The following is an 18,213-nucleotide window of genomic DNA, read 5'->3' as shown; positions in this document are numbered from 1 at the left end:
TTAATCGTTGATAATACTGTCGTAGAAAACGGAAAACTCCTCCACATATTTCTCTTCACTGGCATAATTCAAATAGGGTTTTCCCGATTTTTTCAGTACTTCGTCAACTTTAGCAGGCAGGCTTTCACTTCCCTGGATCAGACCATCCGAATAGGTGGCGGCCAGGTTGGCCAGGTTCTCATATCCTGGTTCTTTAATCATGGAAAGGTGTTTCTGAGAAACTCCGTCCACGAGGATCTTCTTAGAAAAGGACTTATCCAGAGGTCCGTCAAATCCATTGTCATAAAAGGAGAAGACCACCTTTGAATCGGCGAACAGAGGGTCTTCACGGTAAGCTTTCTTCAGATACAGAGGCACCAGTGAGGTAAACCAGCCATGACAGTGAACCAGGTCGGGCGACCAGCGTAATTTACGAACAGTCTCCAGCACTCCGCGGGCAAAAAATATCATGCGCTCATCATTGTCCTTAAAATGCACTCCCCTGGAATCTGCAACTGTATGCTTTCTATGGAAATATTCCTCATTATCTATGAAATATACCTGCATCCTGGCAGATTGTATGGAAGCAACTTTAATAATCAGCGGGTGATCCGTATCATCTATAATCAGGTTCATTCCCGACAGCCTGATTACTTCGTGCAACTGGTTCCTTCTTTCATTGATATTTCCGTACTTTGGCATAAAGGTCCGGATTTCCTTACCGGTTTCCTGAATGGCCTGGGGAAGTTTTCTGCTGATTAAGGAAAGTTCAGTCTCTGGCAAATAGGGGGTAATCTCCTGAGAAACAAATAATACCTTTTTACTCTCCATATTCGCAAGCCTCTATTAGAAATCATGCAAATTTACTAAAAATAATTGATACCTTTTTATCTATCTTTGTACACTCACCTGTTGTATGATAGTATACAGAACCAAAAACGATCTTACCAGGCACCTTGCCTCCCTGCAACAGGAGCAAAAGGCCATTGGCCTGGTTCCAACCATGGGGGCCCTTCATCAGGGACATGCCTCCCTCGTTGAAAAAGCAAATAGTGAAAATGATCAGATAGTAGTCAGTATTTTTGTAAATCCTACCCAGTTCAATGACCCCTCGGACCTTGACCGCTACCCCAGGACCCTCGACCAGGACCTGGAATTGCTTCGCAAGCTGGAAGCTGACATTGTTTTTGTTCCCTCGGTAAAAGAGATGTATCCCGAAGAAGATACTCAGATATTTGATCTGGGGAATCTGGATAAGGTCATGGAGGGCAAGTATCGCAAGGGTCATTTTAATGGGGTGGCTCAGATCGTAAGCAAGCTGTTTCTCCTGGTTCGTCCTCAACGGGCTTATTTCGGGCAGAAGGATTTTCAGCAACTGGTCATCATTCGCAGACTTGTGGAGATCATGAAACTGGATCTGAGCATCGTACCCTGCCCGATCATCAGGGAACAAGATGGCCTGGCCATGAGTTCCAGAAATGTCAGGCTTAGTAAAGAGCAGAGAAAACTGGCACCCTTTTTATACGAAACGCTGGTGCAGGCCAAAGAGAAAACAGATACCCTCACTCCTTCTCAACTGAAGGAATGGGTGATCCGGCAGTTCAATACACAAGCACTCATGGAGCTGGAATACTTTGAAATTGTTGAAGATAAAGAGCTTATGCCTGTTGAGGAATGGGACGAAAAGGTGAACAAAGTGGCTTGCCTGGCTGTTCAAATAGGTAGCGTAAGGCTTATTGATAATCTGAATTTTGATTAAATTTGCGAAGTCAACGGATGGTCATGCATATTGAAGTAGTTAAATCCAAAATACACCGGGTTACAGTTACCGAGTCGGACCTGAACTATGTGGGCAGTATTACCATTGATGAAGATCTGATGAATGCAGCCAATCTTGTTGAAAATGAGAAGGTTCAGGTTGTAAACATCAACAATGGGGAGCGGCTTGAAACCTATGTGATCACCGGCCAGCGGGGATCGGGGCAAATATGCATGAACGGCCCTGCCGCCAGAAGGGTGGCTGTTGGTGACATCATTATTATTATCTCCTATGCATCCATGGAATTCGAAGAGGCAAAATCTTTCAAACCGGCCCTGATTTTCCCCGATACCGCCTCCAATAAGTTAAATTAAACCCTCTTTTGAAAAAATCCTTTATTCAAATCCTGAAAATTGCCGGATTTCTGGCACTTGGAATCCTGCTACTCTATTTTGCCTTCAGGGGAGTGGCATTTGATGAACTGGCCAGAACCTTGCAAAGAGTTAACTTCAGCTGGATCGGACTTTCTCTTATTTTCGCAGGTATCTCATTTTTCAGCAGGGCCAGAAGGTGGATGCTGCTTATCGAACCACTCGGATTTAAACCATCCTTTAAGAACACCTACCATTCGGTGATGGTAGGATACCTCTCCAATTATGCCCTGCCCAGGCTGGGCGAGGTTACCAGGTGTATCACCCTGGGAAAAAAAGAGAAGATCCCTGTGGATTCACTGATCGGGACCGTGATCATTGAGAGGGTCATTGACGTGATTATGCTCTTACTGATCATGCTGGTCCTGCTGATCAGCTGGATGGATAAGTTTGGAGGATTTCTGGGAGAGCAGGTCTGGAGCCCTCTGCAACAAAAGTTTACCGGGCTTTTCGGCGGAACCTGGGTTTTTTGGGTTTTGGCCCTAGCTGCCTTCCTCCTTCTTTTCCTGCTGATCTACCTTTTCAGAAAAAGTCTGGCCCGCTTTTCACTGGTTCAAAAAATCAAAAAGATCCTGAAAGGACTTCTGGAGGGATTGAAGACCATCTACCGGATGAAACGTAAATGGGAGTTCGTACTTCACTCTATACTCATATGGTTCCTCTATATCATGATGACCTGGGTGGTGGTTTTCGCCCTGGAGGAGCTCTCCGGCCTCAGCCTGACGGATGGTATGTTTTTGCTGGTAATCGGGGGACTGGGCATGTCTGCTCCTGTAACAGCCGGGTTTGGGGCCTACCACTGGATCACCTCCCGGGGATTGATGTTTGTCTACGGCTTTTCTCTGGAGACCGGAAGTGCCTATGCCATACTTGCCCATGAATCAAACTCTCTTCTCACCATACTGTTGGGAGCCATATCCTATTCCATTTTGATGATCTCCCGGAAAAGAACTTCTAAAAGCAAAAACGAATCCTGAAATGCTCAGCTACGAAGAGATCATACAGAAAACTATTTCTCTCGAGGAGGCCGGCAGACGTTTTTCCCCCTCCTTCAGGCACACGAACCGGATGGTTTTCACCAATGGCTGTTTTGACCTTTTGCACCGGGGTCATGTCTACTATCTTTCCAGGGCGCGCGAACTGGGCGATCTGCTTGTTGTGGGACTGAACAGTGATTCATCGGTTACGTTACTGAAAGGACCCGGCCGGCCAGTCAACAACCTGAATGCCCGGGCAGAGGTCCTCGGCGCGCTTGCTTTCGTGGACTACATCATTCCCTTTGAGGAGGAAACTCCCCTGAATCTGATTACCAGGCTTGAACCCGATATCCTGGTCAAGGGGGGCGACTATAAGTTAGAGGATATTGTTGGGTACCGGGAAGTAATCGCCCGGGGAGGCAGAGTGGAAACCATTCCTCTTCTGGAAGGTTATTCAAGTAGTGCAATTATAGGCAATAATAAGCAGTAAATGGCTAAGATCAAATCGGTGTACCTATGCCAGAATTGTGGTGCGGAATCGGCCAAATGGATCGGCCGGTGCAATGCCTGCGGAGAATGGAACACCTATGTGGAACATAAAATTCACAAAGGCCCTGTACGTTCCGGCATATCTGAAAGAGGCGAGTATGCCGTGCCTCAGAAACTGGAGGAAGTGGCTTCTGCTCCTCTTGCCCGTATTGACCTGGGAAACGGAGAGTTTAACCGGGTTTTGGGTGGGGGGATCGTTCCCGGATCCATGGTTCTGATCGGCGGAGAACCGGGTATTGGAAAATCCACCCTGGCTCTTCAGGTAGCCCTTCAGATAAACAAACAAATTCTTTATATATCCGGTGAGGAGAGTCCGCAACAAATCAAATTAAGAGCCGACAGGCTCGGAGGCGGAAACGGAAATTGCCAGATACTTGCCGAAACCAGTCTGCAGGCTATCATGAACCAGGTGAAGCAGGCCGGTCCGGAACTGCTGATTATTGATTCCATTCAGACCCTCTATTCCGAGGACAATGAATCGGCTCCGGGAACTATTTCACAGGTCAGAGAGTGTGCCGCCAGGCTTTTACGACTCTCCAAGGAGAGCCATATGCCGGTGATCCTGATTGGTCATATAACAAAAGATGGCAGCATAGCAGGTCCCAAGGTCCTGGAGCATATCGTCGACACCGTACTGCAATTTGAAGGGGACACGCATCATTTGTACCGGATTCTGCGCTCTATAAAGAACCGTTTTGGTTCCACCTCAGAAATCGGGGTCTTTGAAATGACCGGAGAGGGACTCCGGGAGATTCTTAATCCTTCGGAACTTCTGATTAACCAGCAACCTCCTGATCTGAGCGGATCTGCCATTGCAGCCAATGTGGAAGGCATCCGGCCCATTCTGATTGAGGTTCAGGCCCTGGTGAGTTCGGCCGTATACGGAACACCGCAGCGAAGCTCCACCGGATTTGATACCCGCCGCCTGAGCATGTTACTGGCAGTTCTTGAAAAACGGGCCAGTTTTAAACTGGCCAGTAAAGATGTATATATCAATATTGCGGGCGGCCTCCGGGTGGATGATCCTGCCATCGACCTGGCCGTGGTGGCAGCAATTCTCTCCTCCACCGTGGATATCCCCGTTGATCCCACCAGCTGTTTTGCCGGTGAGATTGGACTGTCGGGAGAAATACGCCCTGTAAACCGCATCGAGCAACGCCTGGGCGAAGCGGATAAACTGGGTTTGAAAAGAATCCTGATGCCGGCATTTAACCGGAAACGGATCGATCCGGTCCGGTTCGGCATTAAAATTGTCGAAGTAAACAGAGTTCAGGATCTGCCCGGACTGCTTTTTGGATAAGCCTGATCAGAAGTTGTCGTTAGTACTGCTGCCCCGTGTCTCCATAATGTCGGGACAATTCATATCCACAAAAAAGTCCAGGGGCCTTATAAAATCATCCTCCATGGTAATGCCCAGGGTTGAATCGGCATAAACCCGCTTTAGAAATTCCCCATAAATAGGCAGCGCCATATTGGTTCCCGATCCCATGGTCAGGTCATCAAAATGAATGGAACGGTCCTCTCCCCCGACCCAGGCAGCAGCGGTCAGCTTTGGAGCCAGTCCGATATACCAGCCATCACTCTGATTCTGGGTGGTCCCTGTTTTTCCGGCCAGTTCGCCCGTAAATTCGTAACGCCAGCGCAAGCGGTTGGCAGTCCCCGAATAGAACTCCCCCATGTACCTGCCGGTCATATCCACCACATTTCTTAACAGGGAAAGCATCAGATAGGCCGTCTCCTGGCTGATGGCTTCCTCTTCAACCGGATGAAATGAGGAAATGACATTCCCGTAACGGTCCTCAATGCGGGTGACATACACAGGACTCACATACACGCCTCCATTGGAAAAAGTATTGAAAGCTCCCACCATCTCCTCCAGGGAGATATCGGACGGACCATAGATCATACTCGGCACCGGGTCAATATAGGAGGTGACCCCCATTTTGCGCATGAGGTCGATCACATTTTTTGGATTGAAATTCTTAAACAGCCAGGCAGACACCCAGTTATGGGAATTGGCCAGACCCCATTTCAGGCTCACCATCTTCCCGGCAAAGACATTGCGTCCGGGGGCCGTCGGGGTGTAGGTGGTGTCCTTATTATCAATAATATTCGGAAATGTGGTAGCTACCAGGGGAATCATATCGCAGGGAGAATAACCCTCCTGCATGGCCAGCAGGTATAAAAAAGGTTTTATGGTAGACCCGACCTGACGGCGGCCCTGGTAAACGTGCTCGTACTGGAAATACCGGTAATTATGCCCCCCTACAAAAGCTTTTACCGATCCATCGGCAGGGTCCATCGCCATAAATCCGGCCCTCAGGATATGCTTCATATACCGGATAGAATCCATAGGTGTCAGTACCGTATCGATCAGGCCGTTCCAGGAGAAGAGCTCCATCCCAACCGGCTCATTAAAAGACATCATAATGGAGTCCATGGGAACCCCGGCGCTAATCATCGTCCTGTAACGGTCGGTTTGCCTGACAGCACGATTCAGGATGAGCCTGCTCTCCTCCTGCGTGATATCTGCAAAGGGAGCGTTGGGCCTTCCCTTCTTCTCCTTAAAAAACTCAGGTTGCAGATAATCCTTCAGTTGCGCTTCTACAGCCTCCTCTGCGTATTGCTGCATCCTGTAATTAATGGTGGTATAAATCCGGAGTCCGTCGCGGTACAAATCATATTGCGTGCCATCGGGCTTATAAAACTTATTGATCCAGCCATAAAGCTTGTCATCGGCCCAGCGCAAGGAATCCCTCCGGTACCGTTCCCAGGATAATATTCCGGCGCTTCGGCCTGGCGGAGTCGGTTTGGAGCTGTTCATAAATTTAGTCAGGAAGATCCTGAAATGCTTGCCATGTCCGGTAAGGTGACTGGACAGGTTATAATCCACGCTGATGGGAATCTGCTTCACCGAGTCGGCTTCCTCCCGGGAAAGACTTCCGTATTTCACCATCTGGCTGATAACTGTATTTCTTCTGTTCAGGGAGCGTTCAGGATTTATCCTGGGATTATAGGCAGTGGGAGCCTTCAGCATACCTATCAGGATGGCAGCCTGATCAATGCTCAGCGAGTCCGGAGTCGTATTGAAGAAGGTCCGGGCTGCCGATTTGATTCCCACAATAGACTCACCCCCGAAAGGAACCGTATTCAGATACATGGTCAGTATCTCGTTCTTGGTATAGGCCCGTTCAAGCCTCACCCCCGTGTTCCACTCTTTGAATTTATTAATGGCCAGGTGACTGGCTTTCCCAAGCTTTGTTTTGTTCACGGTAGTATCCCTGGGAAACAGGTTCTTTGCCAGCTGCTGGGAGATGGTGCTGCCACCGCCTTCATCCTGACCCAGCAGAACCGATTTAATTGCCACACGCACCAGGCTGCGCAGATCAATCCCGGAGTGCCTGTAGTGCCTAACATCCTCCGTGGCTACAAGTGCATCCACCAGGTGGGGGGCCAGCTCCTCATAATCCACATACGAGCGGTTCTCAATAAAATAGACTCCCAGTACCTCGCCATCTTCGGTTATCAGTTCGGATGCCAGATTGGTCTGCGGATTTTCGAGCCGGGCAAAATCGGGCATAAAACCCAGTTTTCCATGCCCTATCAAAACCATAATGATAATGAACAATAGCAGTCCAAGAGTGTAAAGACTCCAGAGGATGATTAAATATTTTGTAGTTTTGCCGGGTTTATTATCCATGGCCAGCTCAATTTTGGGTCAAAAGTAGTAATTATTAAGTTATTTTGTGTTTCAATTGCTTAACGAAGGAATCACCGAAAAATGATAGAAAATCTTGTAATCGTAGAGTCGCCTGCCAAGGCAAAAACCATTGAAAGGTTCCTGGGGGAAAAATATACCGTCAAATCCAGTTTTGGTCACATCCGGGATCTGGCCAAGAAAAATCTCGGAATAGATGTGGATGGCGGTTTTACCCCGCAGTATATTGTTCCGCCCGACAAGAAAAAAATAGTCAGTGAACTTAAGAGCCTGGCCAAAAAATCCGAGATGGTATGGCTGGCCACGGATGAAGACCGCGAAGGAGAAGCCATTGCCTGGCACCTGAGTGAGGAGCTGGAGCTGGACAAAGAAAAGACCCGGAGAATCGTTTTTCATGAAATTACAAAAAACGCCATTCTGGATGCCCTTGAAAATCCCCGCCACATAGACAATCACCTGGTGAATGCACAGCAGGCCAGAAGAGTGCTTGACCGTCTGGTTGGATTTGAACTTTCCCCGCTGCTGTGGAAAAAAGTAAAGCCCTCTCTCTCAGCCGGAAGGGTGCAGTCTGTGGCTGTTAAGCTGATTGTTGAAAAGGAAAGGGAAATACAGAAGTTTAAAGCCAAAAAATACTTCCGCGTTACCGGAGTATTTTCCGTCACTAATGGCCATGAAGGACAGGCCCAGCTTAAAGCTGAACTTTCAAAACGGTTCGATAAACGGGAGGAGGCCGAAACCTTCCTGACGAAGTGCCTGACCAGCGACTTTACTGTGAATAGTGTGGAGAAAAAACCGTTGAAGAAAAGTCCTGCACCACCTTTTACCACTTCAACGCTGCAGCAGGAAGCCAGTCGTAAACTAGGATTTTCCGTAAACCAGACCATGTCTGTGGCGCAGCGGCTCTATGAATCGGGAAAGATCACCTATATGAGGACCGACTCGGTCAACCTGTCCAAACTGGCGATGGGAACTGCGGCCGGAAAGATCAAGGAGGCTTTTGGGGAAAAATATCTGCACTCCAGAAATTTTACTACAAAGTCCAAAGGCGCACAGGAGGCTCACGAAGCCATCAGGCCCACCTATATGGATCAATCCAACATTGAAGGCAACAGGACCGAACAAAGGCTTTATGAGCTTATCTGGAAAAGGACCCTGGCCTCGCAAATGAGTGAAGCACGGCTGGAAAAGACCACTATTTCCATATCAATCTCTGAGGCCCCTGAACATTTTATTGCCACCGGGGAGGTCCTCATATTCGATGGTTTTCTGAAAGTCTATATGGAATCTACCGATGATGAGCAGGAAGAGGAAGCCAAAGGACTGCTTCCTCCTGTTAAAAAAGAGGATAAACTGAGCCGCGAGATCATTGAGGCCAGCGAAAAAACAAGCATGCAACCCGCCAGGTATACAGAAGCCAGCCTGGTAAAAAAGATGGAAGAACTGGGAATAGGCCGGCCCTCCACCTATGCGCCGACCATATCCACCGTCCAGCAAAGGGAATACGTGGTAAAAGAGGATCGCCAGGGCCTTGAACGAGAGATGCTGCAGTTGATTCTGAAAGGGGAGAAGCTTTCCCGGAAATTTATCAAGGAAAAGTATGGGTATGAGAAAGCCAAACTGTTTCCCACTGATATTGGGATGATTGTGAACGATTTCCTGGAACAGAACTTTCAGAACATCATGAATTTTAATTTCACGGCTTCCGTGGAAGAGGAGTTTGATGAAATTGCAGAGGGGAATAAGGACTGGCCCAGTATGATCGAACGCTTCTACAAGCCCTTCCATGAGCGGGTAGATTCAGCCACTCAAACTTCGGAAAAGTCAAAAGGCGAGAAGATCCTTGGAGAAGATCCACAGACAGGAAAGCCGGTTAGTGTAAAAATCGGGCGCTTCGGACCCATTGCCCAGATTGGAGAAGCCAGCGATGAGGAGAAACCCAGGTTTGCCAGCCTTTTAAAAGGACAGAGTCTGGAAACCATTAGCCTGGAAGAGGCTCTTGATCTTTTCAGGCTGCCCCGCACCCTGGGCCAGTTTGAAGACGAGGATCTTGTCATTGGAGTGGGGAAATACGGTCCTTATGTCCGACATAAATCAAAGTTTTACAGCCTGGCAAATACGGATGACCCTTTTGCCATTGAACAAGAACGCGCCATAAAAATCATCATGGAGAAGCGTGCCCGGGAGGAGAACAGGAACATCAGACAATTTGATGAAGAACCGGGCCTGCTGATTCTGAATGGCCGCTACGGCCCCTATATCTCCTTCAATAAGAAAAACTACCGGATTCCCAAAAACAGGAAACCTGAAGAACTGAGCCTTCAGGAATGCAAAGAAATTATTGAAAAGGCAGACTCCCTTAGTAAAAAGCGAAACACTTAAACTGCAGCTCATGGACCTGAATGGATATTTCGACCCAGTAAGCCTGGAAAGGCCGGAATTCGAATACCTGGAAAACAAGGAGGCATTTAGTCACCATATATCGGTTCATACTCCGGAACATCCCATACGGGAACTGGATAAGCATCAGGTTGCCCTGGTAGGTATCCCGGTGGATACCAAGGGCTTCATCAAGGGAAGCAAGGATGCCCCAAATCATATACGCAGCAAGCTATACCAGCTTAGAAAAATTGAAAGAAACCTGAAAATTTATGACCTGGGTAATATAAAAAACGGGGGATCAGTAAACGATACTTATTTTGCGCTCCGGGATGTTCTCCTTGAGCTCGGGGAACGGGATATCACCACACTTATATTCGGAGGATCGCAGGACCTGAGCCGCGGAGTCTTCCTGGCCCTTGAAAAACAGGTGGGCCCCCATCAGATTCTTACCATCGACTCCATGCTTGACTTCTCTCAGAAAGATGATCTCCTGAATTCCCGCAATTACCTGAATCACATTGTCTATTCTTCCGGATTGAACCAGTTTAGTCTCACAAACCTGGGGCATCAGGCGTGCTTTGTGACTGAAACCCAACTCCAGGTACTGGAGAAATCGTACCTGGAAAGCATCCGCCTGGGAGAAGCCCGGAAAGAAATCAAACAGGCTGAGCCTTTGATACGGGATTGTGTATTTATCGGAATTGACATGGGAGCTGTCAGACATGCCGATGCTCCGGGAGCCTCTATCCCTTCTCCCAACGGTTTTTTCGGAGATGAAATTTGTCAGATTACCAGATATGCAGGACTGAGTGAACGGGCCAATATACTCGGCTTCTTCGAACTAAATCCATCATCGGACATGAATGACCAGACGGCTCACCTGGCCGCGCAGGCTGCCTGGTACTTCCTGGAGGGGCTGACTCATCGTATCCGCGAAAATCCGGTGGATACTCCGGAGCATATAAAGAAGTTTATTGTTACCCTGAATGCCGCCGGACACGATATTATCTTCCATAAAAGCACCCTTTCTGAAAGGTGGTGGATGGAAATTCCTGTAAAGAATCCTGCCACAGGCTATAACTTTTTTGTCTCTTGCTCGTATGAAGATTACCAGCAAGCCTGTAATCAGGAGATTCCTGACCGCTGGTGGCGTTTTTTGAACAGATTGGGTAATGAAAAGGAATGAACTCACGTTTACTTATTTGAGTAGGGGTGAATCAGATTCATAAAATGATCTGAAACTCCTGAGTTTATTAACATTCTGGTATTAATAAAGTTTGTGAACCATAACTATTTTTGTTTATTTTAACCTAGCTAAAAAGCCAAGAAAAGAAGCCCTGAATTGAGTTAAGCGGAAGATGAAGAGATTGGTTTATATATTTGTTTTAGGAACTGTTTCACTGAATGTTCTGTCTCAGCAGGACCCTAAATTCAGCCAGAATATGTTCCTTTCTCCATTTTACAATCCCGGTGCCGCAGGAAGCTCAGATAAAATCTGTCTGGCAGCTGCCTTCCGCAATCAGTGGACAGGGCTTCCAGATGCCCCGATTACCACTGCTTTTACAGCCGATATGCCAGTCAGTCTCCTTGGAAGGACTCATGGAATAGGACTGAGCCTGATGAATGACAATCTGGCCTTTAACAATGATTTCAATTTTAGCCTCAGCTATGCCTTCCGGATCGACCTGGGACAGGGAAGTCTGGGAATCGGGGCCAATGTGGGCCTTGCCAACCAGGCACTTACGCCGGAATGGGATGATGGCGACGGGATTATGACTCCTGCAGAAGGGGATCCGGCGATTCCACAAAGCGGTGGGAGCGTTTTCGGTTTTGATATGGGGCTCGGAGCATTTTACAATACAGACAATTTATATGTGGGTGTTTCAACCACACATCTGAACCAGACCTCTTTTGATTATCCGGAAGATGTGGCTGAAACAAAACTGATCAGACACTACTATCTGATGGCAGGATACAACATTCAGCTTGCCAATCCGATGTTTGAGATTATGCCTTCACTGATGGTTCAGAGCGACCTCAGATCCAACCATATCTATCTGAATACCAACCTTAGATACAATAAAAGGTTCTGGGGTGGAGTTTCCTATTCAGTGGGGGGGGCCCTGACTGCACTGTTTGGAATTGAAATGATGAATGGAATCAAGATCGGATATTCCTATGATTTTGAACTTTCACCACTTCTGAAATACAACAGCGGATCACATGAAATAACAGTTCGGTATTGCTTCGATCTCAGTGTTGATAAGAGTCCTCAAAAGTATAAGAGTATTAGATTTTTGTAAATAATTAATTATCTATATTAGGATGTTTTTTTTAAAAAACAGTACGTATAAAGTTTGGTTTGCATCTTATAAGCGATATGCTATGAAACGTATAGGGATTTTAGTTGTTATTGCGATCTTCATCGGCGGTTGTGGTTCATACAATACCGGTGAATTGGTCGGAGTTGAAGGTAGAAAAGCTTATGCTGAACCTGATCCGTTTGGAATGGTGGCGGTCCCCATGGGATCATTTGTCATGGGTGTCAGTGATCAGGATGTCACCTGGACCCAGAATACCACGGCCAGAACTGTGGCAGTTGATGCTTTCTGGATGGACGAAACAGAAATCACCAACAACGAATACCGTCAGTTTGTATACTGGGTTCGTGATTCCATTATCCGGAAAGAGCTTGCCTTGAACGGGATTGACGACTTCATCCTTAAAGACAGGGATGATCAGCCCTTTGAGGATGCCAACGGGGATCCTGTCATTGACTGGGAAACACCGCTTGATCCTTCCAAGGATAAAGAGGGAAATATTCAACAGATCATTGATGACCTGGGGATTTATTATTCAGGAGAGGATCGCCTGTCGCTCTATTTCAGGGAGATCAATCCAACCAAGCTTATTTATAACTATTACTGGATCGACCGCGTTCAGGCAGCTAATCCGGCCAACGGATTCCGCCTTGAGTATTCGGGGAACAATGCAGAGCCGGTTGTACAGTACGGGGGAACCATTACCCGTCCCAACGGAGAGCAGGAAGAGATTACCGGGCGTTCTTCATTTGTTAACAGGGACTGGGTTCTCGTATACCCGGATACACTGGTCTGGGTGAAGGACTTTACATACTCCTTTAATGAACCCATGACCAACCTCTATTTTTCTTCCCCTTCGTATGACAATTACCCGGTGGTTGGAGTCAACTGGAAACAGGCCAAGTCTTTCTGCATCTGGAGAACCAACTATCTGAACCAGTCGCTTATAAACAGCGGGCAGTCTATTGTACAGGACTACCGCTTACCGATTGAGGCCGAGTGGGAATATGCGGCCAGAGGTGGTCTGGATCACAGCATGTATCCTTGGGGCGGAGTATATCTCAGGAACAAGCTGGGTTGCTTCATTGCCAACTTTAAGCCCCTGCGCGGCAATTATACAGATGATGGCTCCATGTATCCTTCAAGGGTAGCCTTTTATGGGGTACCCAATGAATTCGGACTCTACGATATGGCTGGTAATGTGGCCGAATGGACCATAACTGCCTATGATCCTTCAGCCTATGTGTTTTCTCACGATTTGAACCCCTATTATAATTACGAAGCCACGCCGGATGATCCTCCTGTGATGAAGCGGAAGGTGGTCAGGGGCGGATCCTGGAAAGACGTTGCCCGTTATCTGCAGGTAAGTACCCGTGATTTTGAATATCAGGATACTACCAAATCATACATCGGTTTCAGGTGTGTACGTTCATATTTAGGTGATCAATAATTAAATACTATCTATAATGGGAATTACAGAATTAGTTCAAAGTTCGGGCTGGAAGAGCTTTACCGCTAAATTATATGGTTTTGGAGCCTCTATCGTAATTATTGGAGCTCTCTTTAAGATCCAGCACTGGCCTGGAGCAGGTGCGGCACTGACGTCAGGACTTCTTATCGAGGCGATCATCTTCTTTTTCTCTGCCTTTGAACCCCTCCATGAAGAACTGGACTGGACCCTGGTATACCCGGAATTGGCCGGCATGTCAGATCCGGATGAAATTGATGAATTTAAAGAGCAGGCTATTGCAGACCGGAATGTGGGGCTGCAAAAGTTTGACGAGCTGTTCCAGCAATCCCAGATAAATGCAGAGGATGTGAGAAGCCTTGGTAAGCACCTGAACACCATCTCTGCCACCACGGAGTCCATCGGGGATATCACCAGTGCTTCCCTGGCCACCAAGGAGTATTTTGACAAGATGGGCCATGCCGCCCAGAACATGGACAGTGTGGCTACGGCTTACGGCACCAATACGGGTGTGCTGAATGAATCTGTAAACACCCTGGCTGAGTCCTATAAAAATACAGCCAGTCTTATCGATACAAAAGGCAAAGATATTGCTGACAAATTTGCCTCTTCCAGTGCAAATCTGACAGCGACTTACGAAGCCATGTCGGGTGAAGTAAAGCAGGAGCATTCCAACATTTCACAAAGTCAGAAACAATTTAACCAACAGCTTGAAGCGCTGAATAAAAATCTGGCAGAACTGAACCTCTCCTACACGGATCAGGTGAAGGGAAGTAAGGAACACCTGCAGGGAACTGCCGGCGTCTACAGCGGATTGAATGAGATGATCACCAACCTGAAGGCCTCCGTTGAGGAGACACAGAAATACAAAAATGAGATAGTAAAACTCAGCGAGAGTCTTTCTGAACTAAACAATGTTTACGGTAATATGCTCACAGCCATGAGCATTAGAAAAAAGTAATAATATTTAATCCTGCTCTATGGCACACGGTAAAGAAACACCGAGACAAAAAATGATCGGCATGATGTATTTGGTGCTGACAGCAATGCTGGCACTGAATGTATCAAAGGAGGTGCTGGATGCATTTACCCTGGTTGACGGAGGCCTTACTACCACCACTCAGAATTTTGCCGCCAAGAACGAAGGACTGTATGACAAATTCAACATAGCCTTCGAACAGAACCCGGAAAAAGTGGGTGACTGGAAAACCAGAGCCGAAGAGGTCAGGGAAATGTCTAATGAGCTCTACGAATTCCTTAATCTGTGTAAGATTGAGATCGTCTCGAAGAAAGATGAAGAAGCCATACATGATGGAGAAGTGCATCTGGCCGATGTTGATTCCAAGGATGACACCAACTTCCCCGCAGAAATTATGCTGGTAAACAAGCGGGGGATCGAACTCAAAAATAAGATTGAAGAGTACCGGGGGTTTCTGCTGACCATGGTAGAAGATAAGGAAACCTACACCACCACAGTGGAAGCGGTGGAGAGTATCCTTAGTACAGAGGTTCCGGAAACCATGTATCACAATAAGAAAAAAGGAGAAACGCCCACCTGGGAGTCCACCTATTTTGAACATCTGCCGCTGGCATCCGTGATTACTTTGTTATCCAAGATGCAGGGCGATGTCCGGAACGTCGAAGCTGAGATGCTAAACTTTCTGTTGGGGCAGGTGGATGCGGGTGACTTCAAGGTAAATGTCATTGAGCCTGTGGTTATTGCCAAATCAAATTATGTCTTTAAAGGAGTGCCCTACCAGGCAGAGGTGTTTCTTGCAGCTTATGATTCAACCAATATTCCCGAGGTAAAACTGGAAAACGGCACTATCCTGGAAACACAAGGTGGAAAGGGAATTTACGAAGTATCCTATAACAGCATTGGAATTAAAAAATGGGGCGGGGTCATCTCCGTTGAAAAGGATGGTCAGGTTACCAGCAAACCCTTTTATGCTGAATTTGAGGTAGCCGAATCCAATGCGACTGTATCAGCCACAGGAATGAATGTATTCTACCGGGGAATCCCAAACCCGGTTGAAATTTCCGTGGGTGGTGTTGCTGAGAGAGATGTTGTAGCTCAAATCTCATCCGGGAATATCAAACGGGTAGGTTCCGGTACCTACGAAGTAAAACCCGGCGTTGGATCCGATAAAGCCACAGTAAGCGTATTTGCCAATATCCAGGGTCAGAGAAAACTCATGAGCCGCGCAGATTTCAGGGTTTACGATCTTCCCAAGCCGGATGCGGTTGTGGAAGGCATTCCGGGTTCCTCCGGAGCACTTACCGTTGGAAGACTCTCTCAATTACAAAATGTGAGGGCTGAAGCCAAAGACTTTGTTTTCGAAGTGGACTACAAAGTTGAATCCTTTGAGGTCGCTTTCATGGGTTCCGGAGGAATCTGGAGTTCCATGCCCTCCTCTAACGATCGTTTCACTTCTCAGCAGAAAGAATTATTCCGTCAGCTCAGATCCGGTCAGCGGGTTATGATTGAAAAAATCAAGGCTTCCGGGCCCGACGGTGTCATTAGAAATCTCAATAGTATTACCATAACAGTTCGATAATATGAAGGCAAGAAGGTATATCATTGGAGCAGCTACTCTGGCCATATGGACCACGTCCTTAAGCGCCCAGAATGTCAATACATCCGTCACTCCGGGAAATGCACCGGTAATCACCGCCTATACTCCGTCCACGGATGTATACAAAGCGGAAACCATTATTCCTGAAAAGAAACCTGTGCCCTACAGCTACATTCGCGAAGCAGACGTGGCCTGGGCCAAGGACGTCTGGAGAACCATTGACCTGAGGCACCGGCAAAACATGCCCTTGCGATATCCCCTGGAGGGAACCATGAGCGATGGCGAGAGGTACAGCCTCTTTGGACTCCTGATGGAGGGTATCAAATCTGAGGAGATTACTCCTTATGAGTTCAATGTGATAGCCGGCTGGAAAGATCCCTTCTCCATTGTCACCAATCTGGAAGAGATATATCGCCGCTCAGGTGGTGATACCATTTATGACAATGAAGGCAATTTTGAAAGGGTCGGTCAGGGTACCAGCAATATCCTGCAAATCCAGCTTCAGGAGCAATGGTATTTCGATAAGCAACATTCCACCATGAATGTCCGAATTGTGGCTCTGGCACCGGTTTTTTATGAGTACTTTGACGAATTCAACCAGCCCTTGCCTTCCCCGAGACCTATGATCCCTTTCGTGGTACATTTCCCGCAATGCCGCAGGCTGTTTGCCACTCATTCGGTTTACAATCCGAAGAACGATGCCCAGGCCATGTCATTTGACGACCTTTTTATGCAACGTCGGTTCTCTAGCACCATTATTGCCGAATCCAACGTATTTGGAAACCGTATGCTAACCGACTATAAGCTGGGGCAGGATGTTCTGCTTGAAGCTGAACGGATCAAGAATGACCTGTTCATTATGGAACATGACCTCTGGGAATACTAGGGATTGACTCTCCCCGCACAGGAGTATACGGAGTTAAATCATGCCATCCCCGATTTCCGTCTTGATATCGGTCAGGTACTGTTTGATCTTCTGTTCATCTTCACGCTTACATACCAGGATGATTTTCTCATTTTGTACGACTATATAGTCCTGCAGGCCCTGCAGGACTACCAGCATATCATCCTGGACATTCACCAGGGTTCCGGTGGATTCGTACATAAAGACATGCTTGCCTGTTACTGAATTCTCATTCTCATCCTTTTGCAGCTGTTCATACAGGGATCCCCAGGTACCCAGATCCGACCATCCAAAATCAGAAATCAACACATAAACATTATCGGCTTTCTCCATAATTCCATAATCGATACTGATATTCCGGCACTTCCCATAGGTTTCATGGATAAAACCTTTTTCATTCTCTGTCCCATACAGCTCTTCACCCTCCTTGAACAGGGAATGAACCTCCGGAAGAAACATCTGGAAAGAGTCCATAATGGTCTCCAGTGACCAGAAAAAGATACCGGCATTCCAGTAAAAGTCGCCACTGTCCAGAAATACCCGGGCCAGTTTCAGATCCGGTTTTTCGGTGAAGGTTTTCACCTTTCTCAGAGCCAGGGTCTCATATCCCTTTACCTGCTTCTCTACCGACTGGATATATCCGTAACCGGTTTCCGGCCTGCTGGGAACGATTCCCAGGGTCAGCAATGCATCATTGGAGGATACAAACTCAAGTCCCTGCTTCACGGATTGAAGAAATACGTCCTCCTTCATAATCAGGTGATCGGAAGGTGCTACCACAATTCTGGCATTGGGATCTTTCCTGGAAATCCTGAAATTGGCATAATCAATGCATGGAGCCGTGTTGCGACGTAAGGGTTCCAGGAGTATATTCTCTTCTGGTAATTCAGGGAGCTGACCGGCAATGATCTCCTGGTATTCCAGGTTACTGACTACAAAAATATGATCGGCAGGCATAATCCGGAGAAAGCGGTCGTAAGTTTGTTGCAGCAGGGTTCGCCCGGTCCCGAGAATATCCAGGAATTGCTTGGGCCGTTCTGTTTTACTTAAGGGCCAGAAACGGCTGCCAATACCCCCCGCCATTATGATACAATAGTAATTCTTATCCATGCTTTGAATCGATTTACATTAAATATAGTCGCTTTTTAAGGA

General features: G+C 47.3%; 15 protein-coding genes. 12 read left to right on the top strand and 3 right to left on the bottom strand.

Annotation, left to right across the window (positions count from 1 at the left end; translation table 11 throughout):
• A complete protein-coding gene (locus P1P86_01830; GenBank protein ID MDF1573918.1) occupies positions 1-810 on the bottom strand; it encodes a glycogen/starch synthase in 810 nt (269 codons plus the stop codon).
• Between the two features lie 85 nt (positions 811-895).
• On the opposite strand from P1P86_01830, the gene panC reads away from it, so the two are divergent.
• The 5 genes from panC to radA are packed head-to-tail and all read left to right on the top strand — an operon-like array spanning position 896 to position 4,995.
• The gene (gene panC, locus P1P86_01825) at positions 896-1,738 is read left to right on the top strand and encodes a pantoate--beta-alanine ligase (protein ID MDF1573917.1); all 843 of its coding nucleotides are present in this window, start codon (positions 896-898) and stop codon (positions 1,736-1,738) included.
• Between the two features lie 23 nt (positions 1,739-1,761).
• Complete coding sequence (locus tag P1P86_01820) at positions 1,762-2,112, top strand: aspartate 1-decarboxylase (GenBank protein ID MDF1573916.1); 351 nt, start codon at positions 1,762-1,764, stop codon at positions 2,110-2,112.
• Between the two features lie 8 nt (positions 2,113-2,120).
• Positions 2,121-3,146: a lysylphosphatidylglycerol synthase transmembrane domain-containing protein gene (locus P1P86_01815; GenBank protein MDF1573915.1), complete on the top strand. Its 1,026-nt coding sequence runs from the start codon at positions 2,121-2,123 to the stop codon at positions 3,144-3,146.
• A gap of 1 nt (position 3,147) precedes the next feature.
• Positions 3,148-3,636, top strand: coding sequence for a D-glycero-beta-D-manno-heptose 1-phosphate adenylyltransferase (gene rfaE2, locus P1P86_01810; protein ID MDF1573914.1), 489 nt, complete (start codon positions 3,148-3,150; stop codon positions 3,634-3,636).
• Positions 3,637-4,995: a DNA repair protein RadA gene (radA, locus tag P1P86_01805; protein MDF1573913.1), complete on the top strand. Its 1,359-nt coding sequence runs from the start codon at positions 3,637-3,639 to the stop codon at positions 4,993-4,995.
• Between the two features lie 6 nt (positions 4,996-5,001).
• Here radA and P1P86_01800 read toward each other — a convergent pair whose 3' ends face one another.
• Entirely contained in the window at positions 5,002-7,395 is a 2,394-nt protein-coding gene (locus P1P86_01800) for a transglycosylase domain-containing protein (protein ID MDF1573912.1), read from the bottom strand.
• Positions 7,396-7,476: 81 nt separating this feature from the next.
• On the opposite strand from P1P86_01800, the gene topA reads away from it, so the two are divergent.
• The 7 genes from topA (at position 7,477) to gldN (ending at position 17,043) form a co-directional block, all read left to right on the top strand.
• Positions 7,477-9,792, top strand: coding sequence for a type I DNA topoisomerase (gene topA, locus P1P86_01795; protein MDF1573911.1), 2,316 nt, complete (start codon positions 7,477-7,479; stop codon positions 9,790-9,792).
• A 10-nt stretch (positions 9,793-9,802) separates the two neighbouring features.
• Complete coding sequence (locus P1P86_01790; protein ID MDF1573910.1) at positions 9,803-10,978, top strand: formimidoylglutamase; 1,176 nt, start codon at positions 9,803-9,805, stop codon at positions 10,976-10,978.
• 172 nt (positions 10,979-11,150) lie between these two features.
• On the top strand, positions 11,151-12,095 hold the full coding sequence (locus P1P86_01785) for a type IX secretion system membrane protein PorP/SprF (GenBank protein ID MDF1573909.1): 945 nt from the start codon (positions 11,151-11,153) through the stop codon (positions 12,093-12,095).
• Positions 12,096-12,177: 82 nt separating this feature from the next.
• The gene (locus P1P86_01780) at positions 12,178-13,563 is read left to right on the top strand and encodes an SUMF1/EgtB/PvdO family nonheme iron enzyme (GenBank protein ID MDF1573908.1); all 1,386 of its coding nucleotides are present in this window, start codon (positions 12,178-12,180) and stop codon (positions 13,561-13,563) included.
• A 16-nt stretch (positions 13,564-13,579) separates the two neighbouring features.
• A complete protein-coding gene (gene gldL, locus P1P86_01775; GenBank protein ID MDF1573907.1) occupies positions 13,580-14,542 on the top strand; it encodes a gliding motility protein GldL in 963 nt (320 codons plus the stop codon).
• A gap of 19 nt (positions 14,543-14,561) precedes the next feature.
• Positions 14,562-16,139, top strand: coding sequence for a gliding motility protein GldM (gene gldM, locus P1P86_01770; protein MDF1573906.1), 1,578 nt, complete (start codon positions 14,562-14,564; stop codon positions 16,137-16,139).
• A 1-nt stretch (position 16,140) separates the two neighbouring features.
• Complete coding sequence (gene gldN, locus P1P86_01765; protein MDF1573905.1) at positions 16,141-17,043, top strand: gliding motility protein GldN; 903 nt, start codon at positions 16,141-16,143, stop codon at positions 17,041-17,043.
• Between the two features lie 33 nt (positions 17,044-17,076).
• Here the strand turns inward: gldN and P1P86_01760 are convergent, their stop codons facing one another.
• Positions 17,077-18,171 carry a mannose-1-phosphate guanylyltransferase gene (locus P1P86_01760; protein MDF1573904.1) on the bottom strand — a complete coding sequence of 365 codons (1,095 nt, stop codon included), beginning with the start codon at positions 18,169-18,171 and terminating at the stop codon, positions 17,077-17,079.
• Between the last annotated feature and the right edge of the window lie 42 nt (positions 18,172-18,213).

The organism is Bacteroidales bacterium (genome assembly GCA_029210725.1).
Lineage (GTDB): Bacteria > Bacteroidota > Bacteroidia > Bacteroidales.
The sequence above is the reverse complement of the archived record's forward strand: the minus strand, read 5'-3'. Positions and strand labels throughout refer to the sequence as shown.